Raw genomic sequence first — 12,935 nt, 5'->3', positions numbered from 1 at the left:
CGAGGCGCGGCGCGAGTCGCACGATTTGAGCGCACGTCGCGCGATCGTTGCCGGGCCGCTGCGAGATCGCAAGCACAACGCTCACTTAACAGGACAGTAAGCGCGCCCGGCGTTGGTGCGGTCCGTGCAATAGCGTCGCCGCGCCGCCGCCGCGAACGACGAAAGCCTTTCGAATCCCGGCGCCAAGAACGCGTCCGATCAACCGCTCAAAGGAAGGAGCCGCACGTGCAACTCGATCCCTCGCTCCCGCTGTTCGCCTGCCGCCACGGCGAAAGCATCGGCAACACCGCACGCGCCGCCGCCGAAGCGCGCGGCCTGCTCGAAGTCGATACGCCGGTGCGCGACGCGGCGCTGCGCCTGACCGATCTGGGCCATCGTCAGGCGGCGGCGCTCGGTCGCCGCATCGCCGCGATGCCGGCCGACGAGCGCCCGACGCGCATCGTGGCGTCGCCCCACCGGCGCGCGCTGGAGACGGCCGAGGGCATCATCCGCGAAGGCTATCCGCGCGAACGCGTCGCGTTCGGCGTCGACAAACGGCTCGAACCCAAGGCGTTCGGCGCGCTCGAACGCCTGACGCGCCGCGGCGTCGCGGTACGCATGCCGCACCTGGCGATGCTGCGCGAACGCGTCGGCCGCTTCCACTTCTGTCCGCCCGGCGGCGAGAGCCGCTGCGACGTCGTGCTGCGCGTGCGCGACTTCGTCGACGAACTGCGCGCGCGCAACGACGGCCACCGCGTGCTGCTGGTCACGCACCAGATCGTCGTCAACGCGCTCGCGTACCTGCTGGGAGACGACCCCGACGACGCGCTCGCGACCGACGCCGACGGCGACGTTCCGAATGCACAGTTGTACACGTTTTCTCTGGCGCAGCGTTCGCGCGGCGTGGAGCCTGCCGTAGTCTAAAGCGTCCGTGCGAGCCGAAAGCCGAGATCGTCGATGCGAAACGTCGGATGGCTCTTGCGCCGGCACGACGCGCGGCACGCGCGCTCGTCGTCGCTCCAGCCGCCGCCGCGAAACACCCGGTATTCGCCGTAGACCCGGGCATCGTAGATGTCCCAGCACCACTCCCACACGTTGCCGAGCATGTCGTACAAACCCCAGGCGTTCGGCCGCCTGCCGCCGACCGCGTGCGCGCGCTGCGAAGCATTGCCGCCATGCCAGGCGATCTCGTCGAGCTCGCCGTAGCGCGCATCGGTCGACCCGGCACGGCAGGCGTATTCCCATTCGGCTTCGGTCGGCAGGCGATAGCCGTCGGCCCCGGCGTCGAAATCCACATTGCCGCTTTCGTCGAAGACGTACGCGGCGTGCAGTCCGGCGTCGCGCGACAGCGCGTTGCAGAACGCGATCGCGTCGTACCAACTCACGTCGACGACCGGCAGCGCGGCATCGCAAGGCGCCGGCGGCGCAAGACCGAGCACGGCGGCGTACGACTGCCGCGTCACGGCATATCGGGCGATCGCGTAGCGGCGCAGCGCGACGCTCCAGTGGTGGCGCGATCCTTCGTCCTTGAGCCAGATCTGGCCCGGCGCGACGGCGACCATCTGCGCGGCGACGGATTCGACAGTGATGCCCGAACGGGCGGCGACTGGCGGGGTTTGCATGATCGTCGACAGTCCTGGCGCGTTGCGGTAAGCGACGCCTACGTTCTCACGGCAGGTGGATTTCGCCTACGCCATATCGGCTTGGTGCTTCGTCGCCGATTGACGTGCTCGCCGCTTTCGTGGAATTTCGTTCCGCATGAACGAACCGTCAACGCAGACGTCCCTGCGTATCGAGCCGGCCGACCTCGGCGACGCCCGGGTCGTCGCGCTGCTGGAAACCCACGCCGCCACGGCACGCGCCGCAACCGCGCCGGGGAGCGCGCACGCGTTGGACCTGTCGGGCTTCCTGGCGGCCGACATCCGGCTGTGGGCGGCCTGGTCGGGCGAAGAACTGCTGGGCCTGGGCGCGTTGAAGACGCTTTCGCCCGAGCATGGCGAGATCAAATCGATGCACGTCAGCCGGCAAGCCCGCGGTCGCGGCGTCGGCGGTTCGATGCTGCGCCATCTGCTCGATGAAGCGCGCTCGCGCGGCATGCGGCGCGTGAGCCTGGAAACCGGCTCGTGGGACTACTTCGAACCGGCTCGGGCGCTCTACCGGCGCCACGGCTTCGTCGAAACCGGCCCGTTCGCCGGCTATGTCGACGATCCGAACAGCACTTTCATGACGCGGACGCTGGACGCGGGCCCGAGCGACGCGGCCGGCTGACCCGAAAGTCGCCGGCCGCCGTGTGGCGATCAGCCGCCGGACACGCCCTTCTTGAGTCCGGCGCCGGGCTTGAACGCCGGCACCTTGGCGGCGGCGATCTCGATCGTCGCGCCGGTCTGCGGGTTGCGGCCCGTGCGCGCGGCGCGGGCGCGGACTTCGAACGTGCCGAAGCCCGGCAGAACGACCGATTCGCCGGCGGCAAGCGCCTGCGTCACCTGGCCGATCAGACTGTTCAGGAAGCTTTCGCTGTCGGTCTTGGTACGACCGGTTTCCTCGGCGATGCGGGCGATCAGGTCCGTCTTGTTCATGGGATTCTCCTCGTGGCAAACCCCGATTATCGCACGCGCCCGCCTGCCCAGGAACCCGAGAGCCCGCCGGAGACGGCCGAAGGACGCGCTCGGTAGCGGCAGCGGCGACTTCGAGCCTGCAGTACTTTTTTGCAATAGCGAACTTTTGGACGCATCCGCTCGTCGGACTGCAGCGGTCGGCGCTTCGGCGAGGCCCGCGGAGGGCGAGGCGAACGACGCCGCGTGTCCGGCGCCGATGGAGCGGGTGATGGGAATCGAACCCACGTCAGTAGCTTGGGAAGCTACAGCTCTACCATTGAGCTACACCCGCATTCGGGGTTATTTAGCCATAGCGGCGGGGTAAGCGGCAATCCGGGGGTTGCCGGCCGGCGCGGTTGAACGGCTGTGGAACGAACGATTTGTTCGCATCGGCATCCGGGCGTCATTCAGCGTATTTGCGGTCTGATACGTCCAACGTCGCGTGCGTGCAGCCGAACCGGTGCACGCGCGGCACGTTCCTTCGGAGGGTACACACATGTTCATGCTTACGCGGTACGCGGCTTGGTTGAGCGGCGCGCTGCTGGCCGTCGCGGCGATCGGCGTCGCTCACGCCGAATACGTCGATCCGCCGAGCCGCGTCGCGCGGCTCAGCTACACGCGCGGCGACGTCAGCTTTTCGCCGGGCGGCGAAAGCGAATGGGTCAACGCCACGCGCAACCGGCCGCTGATCCGCGGCGATCGCCTGTGGGCAGGCCGCGGCGCGCTGGCCGAATTGCAGGCCGGCAACGCGACGTTCCGCGTCGACGAGGGTACGAGCCTGTCGATCATCAACCTCGACGACGAGACGGCCCAGGTCGAAATCACGCAGGGCACGCTGAATCTGCGCGTCGGGCGAATCTACGAAGGTCAGATCTTCGAAGTCGATACGCCGACCCTGGCGTTCGTCGTGTCGCGTCCGGGCGAATACCGCATCGATGTCGATGCGCGCGAAAACCACACGACCGTCGCGGTCTGGGACGGCGGCGGCGAAGCGTACGGCGACAAGGCGAACTTTCGCATCCGCGAAGGCGAAGCGATCCGCTTCTACGACACGCGCCTGACCGACTACGAGGCGTTCGACATTCCGCGCCCGGACGAATTCGACCGTTTCTGCTCCGAGCGCAACGCCGCGATGGAACGTTCCGCGTCGCGCCGCTACGTGTCGGAAGACCTGATCGGCTATTCCGACCTCGACGAATACGGTTCGTGGACGACCGAAAGCGACTACGGCGCGGTGTGGTATCCGACGCGCGTCGCCGCCGACTGGGCGCCGTATCGCGACGGCCACTGGATCTGGCAGGAGCCGTGGGGCTGGACCTGGGTCGACGATTCCGCGTGGGGCTTCGCGCCGTTCCACTACGGCCGCTGGGCGTACGTGCGCAATCGCTGGGGCTGGATCCCGGGCCCGATCGCTTCGCGTCCGGTGTACGCGCCGGCGCTCGTCGCGTTCGTCGGCGGCCACAACTGGAGCGTCGGCATCACCGCGGGCCGTCCGATCGGCTGGTTCCCGCTCGGTCCGCGCGAAATCTACGTGCCGCCGTACCGCTCGAGCCGCGGCTATTTCACCAGCGTCAACGTGACCAACACGGTCATCAACAACACGTACATCACGAACATCTACAACGACTATTCGCGCGGCCGCAACGTCACCGGGCAGATCAACTACTTCAACCGCGGCGTGAACGGCGCGGTGACGGCGGTGTCGACCGATGCGTTCGTCAATTCGCGCGGCGTGCGCGGCGCGCAAGTGCGCTTCGACCGCGACATGGCGATGCGCGGCGAAACGAGTCAGGTCGCGACGATCGCGCCGGTCAGCCGCAGCGTGCTCGGCGCCGGTCGCGCCGCCAGCAACGCGCCGCAGCGCGAAGTGTTCGATCGCGCCGTCGTGGCGCGCACGGCGCCGCCGCGCGAAATCGCGTCGTTCGCCGATCGCCAGCAGGCGCTGCAGCGCACGCCGGGCCGTGCGCTGACGCCGGAAGTGGCGGAAACGCTCCCGTCGCGCGGTCGCTCCGCCGGTGCGGCGAACGCGCCGCAGCGCGTACGCGTGATCGACGACAACGCGGCGCGCAACGCGCGCACGCTCGATGCCGAACCGGGCAGCCGCGGCGGTCCGCCGCCGCGTTCGCGCGCGCCGGACGGCGCGTCGAATCCGCCGGGCCGTGTCGCCACCGACCGCGAAGCGCCGCCGTCGCGCGACCGCGGCAATGCGCCGAGCCGCGACATGCCGACGCGCGACGCGCCCAATCGCGACGCGCCGAGCCGTGAAGCGCCCAATCGCGAAGCGCCGGTGCGCGGTCGCGACGCGCAGCCCACGGAACGCGACTTCACGCGCCCGAACGTGCGCGAGCGCGGCGAGCCGACGATCCGTCGCGAACCGATCCGCGAAGCGCCGAACCAGCGCGAAGCGGTGCAGCGCGAGGCGCCGGTCGACCGCGCGCCGCGCGACGCGGCTCAGCGCGAAGATGCGCAGCGTGGCCGCGAGCAGATGCAGCGCCAGCAACAGGCCGAGCGCGAGCAGGCGCAGCGTCAGCGCGACGACGAACAGCGCGGTCGCGAGCAGATGCAGCGCCAGCAGCAGGCCGAGCGCGAGCAGACCCAGCGCCAGCGCGACGACGAGCAGCGCGGTCGCGAACAGATGCAGCGCCAGCAGCAGGAGCAGCGCGAGCAGGTGCAGCGTCAGCGCGACGACGAGCAGCGCGGTCGCGAGCAGATGCAGCGCCAGCAACAGGAGCAGCGCGAACAGCAGGCTCAGCGCGAGCAGGTTCAGCGCCAGCGCGAGGACGAGCAGCGCGGTCGCGAACAGATGCAGCGCCAGCAGCAGGAGCAGCGCGAACAGGTGCAGCGTCAGCGCGAGGACGAGCAGCGCGGCCGTGAGCAGATGCAGCGCCAGCAGCAGGAGCAGCGCGAACAGCAGCAGGCGCAGCGCGAGCAGATGCAGCGCCAGCAGGAAGCGCAGCAGGCGCAGCGCCAGCAGCAGGCGCAGCAGGTGCAGCAGCAGCGCGAAGCCCGGCAGCGCGAAGCGCCGCAACAGCAGCAGCGCGATCAGGCGCCGCAGCGCGGTCGCGGCAATCGGGACGACGGCGACGATCGCAAGAAGGAAGACGATCGCCGCTGACCGCAGGCAACCCGCGAAGGCGCGCTCCAGCGCGCCTTCGCTTTCGTGGCGCTACAATCGGCGGATGGAAATTCTGCTCAACGGCGAACCGCGCCAGATCGCGGACGACAAGACCCTGACCGAGCTCCTTGCCGACCACGGCTACGGCGAACGCCGCGTCGCGGTCGAGATCAATCACGAAATCGTGCCGCGCAGCCGGCATGCGCAGACGACGCTCAAACCGAACGATCGCGTCGAAATCGTGCACGCCATCGGCGGCGGATAGAACCATCGCGCATCACGCCTCCGCGGCGACCCTGCTAACATGCCGCGTTTTCAAGCGGCGAGCCATGCCTGTGACCACTTCCGATACCTTCGTCATCGCCGGCAAGCAGTACCGCTCGCGCCTCCTGACCGGCACCGGCAAGTTCAAGGATCTCGACGAAACGCGCCTGGCGACCGAAGCCGCCGGGGCCGAAATCGTCACCGTCGCGATCCGGCGCACGAATATCGGCCAGGATCCGAACCAGCCGAACCTGCTCGACGTGCTGCCGCCGTCGCGCTACACGATCCTGCCGAACACGGCCGGCTGCTATACCGCCGAAGACGCCGTGCGCACCTGCCGCCTCGCGCGCGAACTGCTCGACGGCCACAACCTGACCAAGCTCGAAGTGCTCGGCGACGCGCGCACGCTGTTTCCCGACGTCGTGCAGACGCTCAAGGCCGCCGAAACGCTGGTCGCCGACGGCTTCCACGTCATGGTGTACACCTCCGACGATCCGATCCTCGCCAAGCGCCTGGAAGAGATCGGCTGCGTCGCGGTGATGCCGCTCGCCGCGCCGATCGGTTCGGGCCTCGGCATCCAGAACCGCTACAACCTTCTTGAAATTGTGGAAAACGCCAAAGTGCCGATCCTCGTCGACGCCGGCGTCGGCACCGCGTCGGACGCCGCGGTCGCGATGGAGCTCGGTTGCGACGGCGTGCTGATGAACACCGCGATCGCGGGCGCGAAGAATCCGGTACTGATGGCCAGCGCGATGCGCAAGGCCGTCGAAGCCGGCCGCGAGGCGTTTCTCGCGGGCCGCATTCCGCGCAAGCGCTACGCGTCGGCGTCGAGCCCGATCGACGGCACGATCGCATGACGGACGCGGCGACGCCCCCGGAGCACCCGCGCCGCATCCGCAGTTTCGTGCTGCGCCAGGGCCGCATCACGCCGGCGCAGGAGCGCGCGTTCGCCGAGCACTGGCCCCACTACGGCCTCGACTATCAGGGAACGGCGCGCGACTACGCCGCGATCTTCGGCAACGCGCAGCCGCTCGTGCTGGAGATCGGCTTCGGCAACGGCGAGCAGCTCGCCTGGGGCGCCGCGTTCGAGCCGCACAAGAATTTCATCGGCATCGAGGTGCACCGCCCCGGCGTCGGCCGCGTGCTCAACGCGCTCGGCGCGCAGCACGCGACGAACGTGCGCGTGTATCACCACGACGCGGTCGAAGTCCTCGAAAACGAGATCGCGCCGGGCGCCTTGTCCGAAGTGCGCGTGTACTTTCCCGATCCGTGGCACAAGAAGCGCCACAACAAGCGCCGGCTGATCGCGCCGGAGTTCGTCGCGTTCCTCGCGACCCGCGTCATGCCGGGCGGCTGCTTGCATCTGGCGACGGACTGGGCCGACTATGCGGAACAGATGCTCGCGACGGTCGACGCCGATCCGTCGTGGCGCAACCGCGCGGGCGCGGGCAACGCCTCGCCGCGGCCGGACTGGCGCACGCAGACGCATTTCGAAAAACGCGGCGTAAGGCTCGGCCACGGCGTCTGGGATTTCGTATACGACAGGGTCTGAAGGAAGGATTCGAGCCGGCAATGAACGGACTTCCACTGACGACCGACATGATGCTCGTGTTCGGGCTGGTCGTCTTCACCGTGCTGATGCTGGTGCTCGAGTGGATCCGTGCCGACGTCGTCGCGCTGCTCGTGATCGTGGTGATCGGCATCACCGGCCTCATGCCGGTCGAGCAGCTGTTCGACGGCTTCGCCGGCAACGCGGTGATCTCGCTGATCGCGGTGATGATCATGGGCGCCGGCCTCGACCGCACCGGCGTGCTGAACAAGGCCGCGAGCCTGATCCTGCGTTTGTCGCAGGGCGTCGAATCGCGCTTGTCGGTGCTGATCAACGCGATGGCCGGCGGCCTGTCGGCGATCATGCAGAGCCAGGCGCTCGCGGCGCTGTTCCTGCCGGTGGTCTCGCGCGTGTCGGCGCGTACCGGCGTGCCGCTGCGGCGCCTGCTGCTGCCGATGGGCTGCATGATCCTCGCCGGCACCAACGTGACGATGATCTCGAACTCGCCGCTGATCCTCCTCAACGACCTCATCGTCAGCGCGAACCGCAACCTGCCGCCCGGCGCGAGCACGATCGAACCGTTCACGCTGTTCGCGATCGCGCCGATCGGCGTGCCGCTCTTCGTCGTGGGCCTCGCGTACTTCTTCTTCCTGACGCGCAAGGTGCTGCCCGACGTCGAGACGAAGCAGAAGGTGACGCCGGGCCGCACCGAAACGTACTTCGCCGAAACCTACGGCATCGACGGCGAGGTGATGGAGCTGACCGTCACCGCGGAAAGCCCGCTCGTCGGCATGAGCGTCGGCGAGGTCGAGCAGATGCGCGGCGCGCCGCTGATCCTTGCGATGAAGAACGGCAACGAATCGCGCCTGGCGCCGCCGGCGGACCAGATGATCTGGGTCGGCACGGTGCTCGGCGTGCTCGGCCAGCGCGACCACGTCAACGATTTCGCGCAGAACCAGCTGCTCAAGCTCTCTTCGCGCCTGCGCCAGTTCGGCGACATGTTCAATCCCGGCCGCGCCGGCATTTCCGAAGCGGTGATCCCGCCGAACTCGCGTTACATCAAGCAGATGCTCGGCGACCTGCGCATGCGCAAGAGCCACGGCATCAGCGTGCTGGCGGTGTATCGCGGCGACCAGGTGTTTCGCGAGGACGTGCGCAAGGTGAGCTTGCGCGCCGGCGACACGCTGGTGATGCACAGCGCGTGGCGCGATCTCGTGCACGCGGCCGAAGACCGCGACTTCGTCGTCGTCACCGACATTCCGAAAGAGGAAGCGCGCCCGGCGAAGCTGTGGCACGCGCTGACGTTCTTCGCGCTCGCGATGCTGCTGGGCCTCTTCACCAGCATGAAGCTGTCGGTCGCGATGCTGACCGGCGCGGTCGGCATGCTGCTCGCCGGCGTGCTGACGATGGACGAGGCGTACAGCGCGATCAACTGGAAGACGATCTTCACGCTCGCCTGCCTGATTCCGCTCGGCTGGGCGATGGACTCGACCGGCGCCGCGGCGTGGGTCGCGCAGGAAGTGCTCGTGTATCTCGGCGCCTGGCCGCAGTGGGCGCTGCAGGCGGTGATCGCGGTGCTGTCGCTGTTCTTCGCGCAGGTCGTGTCGAACGTCGGCGCCACCGTGATGATGGTGCCGATGGCGATCAACATCGCGCTCGCCTCGAACGGCAACCCGGCCGTGTACGCGCTGATCGTCGCGATCTCGACGTCGAACACGTTCCTGATCGCGAACGCGAACCCGGTGCTGACGATCGTCGGCGGCCCCGGCGGCTATCGCCGGCGCGACTTCCTGCGCGTCGGCGCGCCGCTGACGCTGCTGCTGCTCGTCACGCTGCTGGTCTGCGTGAACTGGCTGATCGCGCGGTAGCGTTTGTGGCCTGTAACAGATAAATCGGAAGAGGGATCGCAAAGGACGCATCGTGCAGGACGCCGCTGCGGAGCGAGGCCGAGCACAAGCTATTGGCCGAGTGAGCAGCAAGTACGGCGCGGCCAGGACGAGCGAGCTACTTTCGATTTGTCTGTTGCAGGCCACTAGGGCTCGACGACGTTGCCGTCGACGATGCTGACCGGCACGCCCGCCAGTCCGCTGCGGCACGGCCCGCCGAGGCACGCGCCGGTCGGCACGTCGAACGTCGCGCCGTGAGCGGCGCAGATGATCACGCCGTCCTTGATCAGAAACTTGCCGGGCGACCAGTCGAGCCGGCGTCCGGCGTGCGGGCACTCGTTGTGATACGCGTAGACGCGCTCGCCCTGGCGCAGCACCATGACGCTGAAACCGCCGGTCGAACTGGCGACGTCGACCGCGACAGCGCCGCCGTCCGGAACGTCGTCGACGCGGCATAACACCTTGTTTTCGTTCATCCTGACTTGCGGCACTTGAGTCCGCGATGGCAATCCCCAGACTGGGACCTCAGCAATCGGCAATGATGCCATACGGAGCAAAGCGCTCATGTACACCACCATGTTCCGGCTTCCGCGCACGCGCCATCCGTTCCTGCGCGCCGTGTCCGCCGTCATCGGCGTTCTGATTCTCGCCGCGCTCGTGGTGTTCGGATTCTTCGCAGCGCTCGCGCTCGTCACGATCGGCGCCGTCATCTGGGCCGCGCGTCAGTTCGTCCGTCCGACCGCGGCTCCCGCGCAGGCCGAGCGTCCGCAGGCGCCGCCTCCGCCGCCGGGCGTCATCGAGGGCGAGTTCACGGTCGTGCGCGATCGTTCGACGACGCGCTGAACTTAGTGGCCTGTAACAGACAAATCGAAAGTAGCTCGCTCGTCCTGGCCGCGCATGACTTGCTGCTCACTCGGCCAATAGCTTGTGCTATTGGCCTCGCTCCGCAGCGGCGTCCTGCACGATGCGTCCTTCGCGATCCCTCTTCCGATTCATCTGTTACAGGCCACTAGTCAGTCCTCGCCGACGTCGGGCAAAAGTTCGAGCGCCATGACGATGGCGTCCTCGCGACCGCGCACGGCCGGGTAGTAGTTCGGCCGCCGGCCTATCTCGTTGAAACCGAGCTGGTCGTACAGCGCGATCGCCGGCCCGTTCGACGGGCGCACTTCGAGAAACACGCGCTCGGCGCGATGCCAGCGCGCAAGGTCGATCAGGCGCCGCATCAGCCGGCGGCCGTGCCCGTTGCCCTGCTCGCCCGGACGCACGCAGACGTTGAGCACGTGCGCCTCGCCCGCGGCGACCGAGAGGATGCCGTAGCCGACGATTTCGTTCGGCCGCGACAGCACCCAGCAGTTGTAGCCCGCACGCATGCAGTCGCGAAAGATGCCGATCGCCCACGGAAACGGATAGGCCGCGGATTCGACCTCGACGACGCGCTCGAGATCCTCGAGCTTCATCGGGCGGATTTCCGGAAACAGCGGCTGCAGGATCGCGACCATCTCAGCGCACCGCCAGACGCCGCTTGAGCGGCTTCAGCGCCTGCCACAGCAGGCGCTTGGCCATCGCGTCGCCGCGCAGCGCCGACGGCGCCGCGGCCACGACGATCGACGCGCGCTGCTGCGTCGCGGTCGGCAGTTCGGCGCCGAGCACGCGGGCGAGATGCTCGCCGAGTACGAGGTACGCGCCGGCGTCCAGATCAAGCGCGTCGAGCTTGCCGCCGCGCGCCACGCACCAGCCGATCGCTGCGTCGGCGACGCCGAGCGTGCGCACGATCGCGTCGGCGGCCGGCGTGCGCGCCTCGTCGCTGACCACGAGCAGACGCACGCCCGCGGCGTTCGCCGCGGCGTCGGCCGCGGGCGACGCCGGTTCTCCGGCGCGCGGCGTGGCCGAGCGCAGGCGATACACGCGCACGCCCATCGCGTCGAGGCGGCGCAGGCGCTCGGCGTCGGGTGCGTAAACGGTCTGCGCGCTCATCGCTTGCGCTCCAGATCGAGCTTGCCGAGGTCGACGAGAAACTCGGCGTAGATCGTGTCGAGCGCGGCGCCGAACGCATCGACGGTCGATTTCAACTCGTCGCTCTTCGCGGTCTCGGATGCCTTGTACACGTGTTCGTCGAGCAGATCGCCGCCGCGCTCGATGCGCAGTTGCACCGAGACCTCGGCATGCTGGCCATCGGCCGCGCGCACGCGGTCGAAGCGCAGGATCACGCCGGTGATGACGAGCGCGTCGGCGCTCGCGGGCAGGCGATCGGTCACGAGCGGCGCGATCTGCGCGCGGCGCAGCACGCCGATCAGCCGTCGCTGCAACAGGCGCGCCGGCGGATCGACCCAGTGCTGGTAGTGATACGTCTGCAGCGCCCGGCCGTCTTCGCGCTGCGTGAAGATCAGCGCCTGCTCGGAATACAGGCCGTCGGCCGCGAACACGTTCACGTCGATCGGCAGTTCGAACCGGCGCGTCACGGCGGCGTAGTCGAGCGTCGGCTCGGGCAGCCGGTAGTACACCATGTCCGGCACGGTCGGCGCGGTGCATGCGGCGGTCAGGAACGCGATGGCGAACGCCAGAACGACGGACTTCATTTCTCCGATTCCTCCAGCTTGTCGGCCTTCGGCGAGAGCAGCAGGCGATTCGGATTCTTGCGGATCTCGCGGCTGAATTCGTCGACGTTGCGGCTCGCCGCGTCCAGATGATGCACGATCGCGTCGATGCGGCCCGACAACGCCGACAGGATGGCGCGCAGATCGGTCAGCGCCTCGTTCACGGCCGGGCGGTTTTCCTTCGCGATCGCCGCGATTTCGATCAGCGCGGTGTCGAGGCTTTCCTTGGTGGTGACGAGATCGACGCTGACCGCGCGCACGTCGCCGAGGATGCCGCTGACCGCCTGCCGGTTCGACGGCTTGAGCAGGTCGTTCGCGGCGTCGGACACGTGGTTGAGCCGCACCAGCAGCGCCTGCGCCTGCGACACGATTTCCGGCGTTCCCTTGTCGAGCGAGCCCGTGATCGAGTCGACGCGCTGCGACAGCGTGCGCACGAGCGGCGTGATCTGGGTGCGCGTGAGCGAGGTGATTTCGCCGGCGAGTTCGTTCATCGCGCCGAAGATGTCGGAGCTCTCCTCGCCCTTGATCTCGGCACCGAGCGCGAGGTTGTTCTTTTCCTTGCCTTCGTAGATGCCGATCGACACGTCGGCGAGCAGGCCGCTCGACTGCAGCCGCGCGATCGAGTCGGTCGGAATCGGCCAGTCCTCGCGCACGCTCAGCGTGACCTTGTAGCGCGTGCCGTCGGCGCCGCGCTCGGGCGTCAGCGCGCTGACCTGGCCGATGCGATAGCCCTGGTAGAACACCGGCGCGCCGTGGCGCAGGCCGGTGACGTTGCGATAGTACGTGTGATAGTCGGCGCGGCCGCCGGACGAGCCGGTGATCAGGTACAGCCCGACCAGGAGCAGCGCCAGCGCCGCCAGCACGACCGCCCCGACCAGAGTGTAGTTCACATGATCACGTTTCACGTTGTTCCTTTTTCCAATCCTTCCGATATTCGCTCCCTCTCCCCCAGGC

The 12,935-nt window shown here is 68.4% G+C and carries 15 protein-coding genes and 1 tRNA gene; 8 read left to right on the top strand and 8 right to left on the bottom strand.

Going from position 1 to position 12,935, the window contains the following annotated elements:
* Nucleotides 1-225 precede the first annotated feature (225 nt).
* A complete protein-coding gene (locus OD750_RS01205) occupies nucleotides 226-903 on the top strand; it encodes a histidine phosphatase family protein (protein WP_263544571.1) in 678 nt (225 codons plus the stop codon).
* Here the strand turns inward: OD750_RS01205 and OD750_RS01200 are convergent.
* A complete protein-coding gene (locus OD750_RS01200) occupies nucleotides 900-1,601 on the bottom strand; it encodes a formylglycine-generating enzyme family protein (RefSeq protein ID WP_263544570.1) in 702 nt (233 codons plus the stop codon). The two genes, OD750_RS01205 and OD750_RS01200, sit on opposite strands and share 4 nt — an antisense overlap.
* A 136-nt stretch (nucleotides 1,602-1,737) precedes the next feature.
* On the opposite strand from OD750_RS01200, the gene OD750_RS01195 reads away from it, so the two are divergent.
* On the top strand, nucleotides 1,738-2,247 hold the full coding sequence (locus OD750_RS01195; RefSeq protein WP_263544569.1) for a GNAT family N-acetyltransferase: 510 nt from the start codon (nucleotides 1,738-1,740) through the stop codon (nucleotides 2,245-2,247).
* Nucleotides 2,248-2,276: 29 nt separating this feature from the next.
* On the opposite strand, the gene OD750_RS01190 is transcribed toward OD750_RS01195, so the two are convergent.
* Nucleotides 2,277-2,555, bottom strand: a complete 279-nt coding sequence (locus OD750_RS01190) for an HU family DNA-binding protein (protein WP_484600490.1) — start codon at nucleotides 2,553-2,555, stop codon at nucleotides 2,277-2,279.
* A gap of 236 nt (nucleotides 2,556-2,791) precedes the next feature.
* Nucleotides 2,792-2,865 (bottom strand) — tRNA-Gly (locus tag OD750_RS01185).
* Nucleotides 2,866-3,069: 204 nt separating this feature from the next.
* Here OD750_RS01185 and OD750_RS01180 point away from each other — a divergent pair.
* From OD750_RS01180 to OD750_RS01160, 5 genes are all read left to right on the top strand, one after another.
* The gene (locus OD750_RS01180) at nucleotides 3,070-5,688 is read left to right on the top strand and encodes a DUF6600 domain-containing protein (protein ID WP_263544568.1); all 2,619 of its coding nucleotides are present in this window, start codon (nucleotides 3,070-3,072) and stop codon (nucleotides 5,686-5,688) included.
* 64 nt (nucleotides 5,689-5,752) lie between these two features.
* On the top strand, nucleotides 5,753-5,953 hold the full coding sequence (thiS, locus tag OD750_RS01175) for a sulfur carrier protein ThiS (protein ID WP_263544567.1): 201 nt from the start codon (nucleotides 5,753-5,755) through the stop codon (nucleotides 5,951-5,953).
* Between the two features lie 70 nt (nucleotides 5,954-6,023).
* Nucleotides 6,024-6,809 (top strand): thiazole synthase, encoded by a 786-nt coding sequence (locus tag OD750_RS01170; RefSeq protein ID WP_425508200.1) that lies wholly within the window; start codon nucleotides 6,024-6,026, stop codon nucleotides 6,807-6,809.
* Nucleotides 6,806-7,504 (top strand): tRNA (guanosine(46)-N7)-methyltransferase TrmB, encoded by a 699-nt coding sequence (gene trmB / locus OD750_RS01165; protein WP_263544565.1) that lies wholly within the window; start codon nucleotides 6,806-6,808, stop codon nucleotides 7,502-7,504. The genes OD750_RS01170 and trmB overlap by 4 nt, the downstream gene beginning before the upstream one ends.
* A gap of 20 nt (nucleotides 7,505-7,524) precedes the next feature.
* Nucleotides 7,525-9,369, top strand: coding sequence for an SLC13 family permease (locus OD750_RS01160; RefSeq protein ID WP_263544564.1), 1,845 nt, complete (start codon nucleotides 7,525-7,527; stop codon nucleotides 9,367-9,369).
* A gap of 164 nt (nucleotides 9,370-9,533) precedes the next feature.
* On the opposite strand, the gene OD750_RS01155 is transcribed toward OD750_RS01160, so the two are convergent.
* Nucleotides 9,534-9,863 (bottom strand): Rieske (2Fe-2S) protein, encoded by a 330-nt coding sequence (locus OD750_RS01155; RefSeq protein WP_263544563.1) that lies wholly within the window; start codon nucleotides 9,861-9,863, stop codon nucleotides 9,534-9,536.
* A gap of 88 nt (nucleotides 9,864-9,951) precedes the next feature.
* Here OD750_RS01155 and OD750_RS01150 point away from each other — a divergent pair, with 88 nt between their 5' ends.
* A complete protein-coding gene (locus OD750_RS01150; RefSeq protein ID WP_263544562.1) occupies nucleotides 9,952-10,230 on the top strand; it encodes a hypothetical protein in 279 nt (92 codons plus the stop codon).
* Nucleotides 10,231-10,400: 170 nt separating this feature from the next.
* Here OD750_RS01150 and rimI read toward each other — a convergent pair whose 3' ends face one another.
* From rimI to OD750_RS01130, 4 genes are read right to left on the bottom strand one after another with little or no spacing between them, the layout of a single operon-like run.
* Nucleotides 10,401-10,886, bottom strand: coding sequence for a ribosomal protein S18-alanine N-acetyltransferase (gene rimI, locus OD750_RS01145; protein WP_263544561.1), 486 nt, complete (start codon nucleotides 10,884-10,886; stop codon nucleotides 10,401-10,403).
* A gap of 1 nt (nucleotide 10,887) precedes the next feature.
* Nucleotides 10,888-11,361 carry a hypothetical protein gene (locus OD750_RS01140; RefSeq protein ID WP_263544560.1) on the bottom strand — a complete coding sequence of 158 codons (474 nt, stop codon included), beginning with the start codon at nucleotides 11,359-11,361 and terminating at the stop codon, nucleotides 10,888-10,890.
* Nucleotides 11,358-11,963, bottom strand: coding sequence for an ABC-type transport auxiliary lipoprotein family protein (locus OD750_RS01135; protein ID WP_263544559.1), 606 nt, complete (start codon nucleotides 11,961-11,963; stop codon nucleotides 11,358-11,360). Before OD750_RS01135 ends, OD750_RS01140 begins: the two co-directional genes overlap by 4 nt.
* Entirely contained in the window at nucleotides 11,960-12,886 is a 927-nt protein-coding gene (locus OD750_RS01130) for an MlaD family protein (RefSeq protein WP_272841734.1), read from the bottom strand. Before OD750_RS01130 ends, OD750_RS01135 begins: the two co-directional genes overlap by 4 nt.
* Nucleotides 12,887-12,935 lie beyond the last annotated feature (49 nt).

The organism is Tahibacter soli (assembly GCF_025717065.2).
Taxonomy (GTDB): domain Bacteria; phylum Pseudomonadota; class Gammaproteobacteria; order Xanthomonadales; family Rhodanobacteraceae; genus Tahibacter; species Tahibacter soli.
This window is presented reverse-complemented; position numbering and strand designations above follow the sequence as displayed.

What these genes read in the sequence shown, in the direction of transcription:
- trmB (WP_263544565.1), top strand. Translation starts at nt 6,806, where the DNA reads ATGACGGACGCGGCGACGCCCCCGGAGCACCCGCGCCGCATCCGCAGT.
- OD750_RS01180 (WP_263544568.1), top strand. Translation starts at nt 3,070, where the DNA reads ATGTTCATGCTTACGCGGTACGCGGCTTGGTTGAGCGGCGCGCTGCTG.
- OD750_RS01200 (WP_263544570.1), bottom strand. Translation starts at nt 1,601, where the DNA reads ATGCAAACCCCGCCAGTCGCCGCCCGTTCGGGCATCACTGTCGAATCC.
- OD750_RS01190 (WP_484600490.1), bottom strand. Translation starts at nt 2,555, where the DNA reads ATGAACAAGACGGACCTGATCGCCCGCATCGCCGAGGAAACCGGTCGT.
- thiS (WP_263544567.1), top strand. Translation starts at nt 5,753, where the DNA reads ATGGAAATTCTGCTCAACGGCGAACCGCGCCAGATCGCGGACGACAAG.
- OD750_RS01135 (WP_263544559.1), bottom strand. Translation starts at nt 11,963, where the DNA reads ATGAAGTCCGTCGTTCTGGCGTTCGCCATCGCGTTCCTGACCGCCGCA.
- OD750_RS01155 (WP_263544563.1), bottom strand. Translation starts at nt 9,863, where the DNA reads ATGAACGAAAACAAGGTGTTATGCCGCGTCGACGACGTTCCGGACGGC.
- OD750_RS01140 (WP_263544560.1), bottom strand. Translation starts at nt 11,361, where the DNA reads ATGAGCGCGCAGACCGTTTACGCACCCGACGCCGAGCGCCTGCGCCGC.
- OD750_RS01160 (WP_263544564.1), top strand. Translation starts at nt 7,525, where the DNA reads ATGAACGGACTTCCACTGACGACCGACATGATGCTCGTGTTCGGGCTG.
- OD750_RS01195 (WP_263544569.1), top strand. Translation starts at nt 1,738, where the DNA reads ATGAACGAACCGTCAACGCAGACGTCCCTGCGTATCGAGCCGGCCGAC.
- OD750_RS01150 (WP_263544562.1), top strand. Translation starts at nt 9,952, where the DNA reads ATGTACACCACCATGTTCCGGCTTCCGCGCACGCGCCATCCGTTCCTG.
- rimI (WP_263544561.1), bottom strand. Translation starts at nt 10,886, where the DNA reads ATGGTCGCGATCCTGCAGCCGCTGTTTCCGGAAATCCGCCCGATGAAG.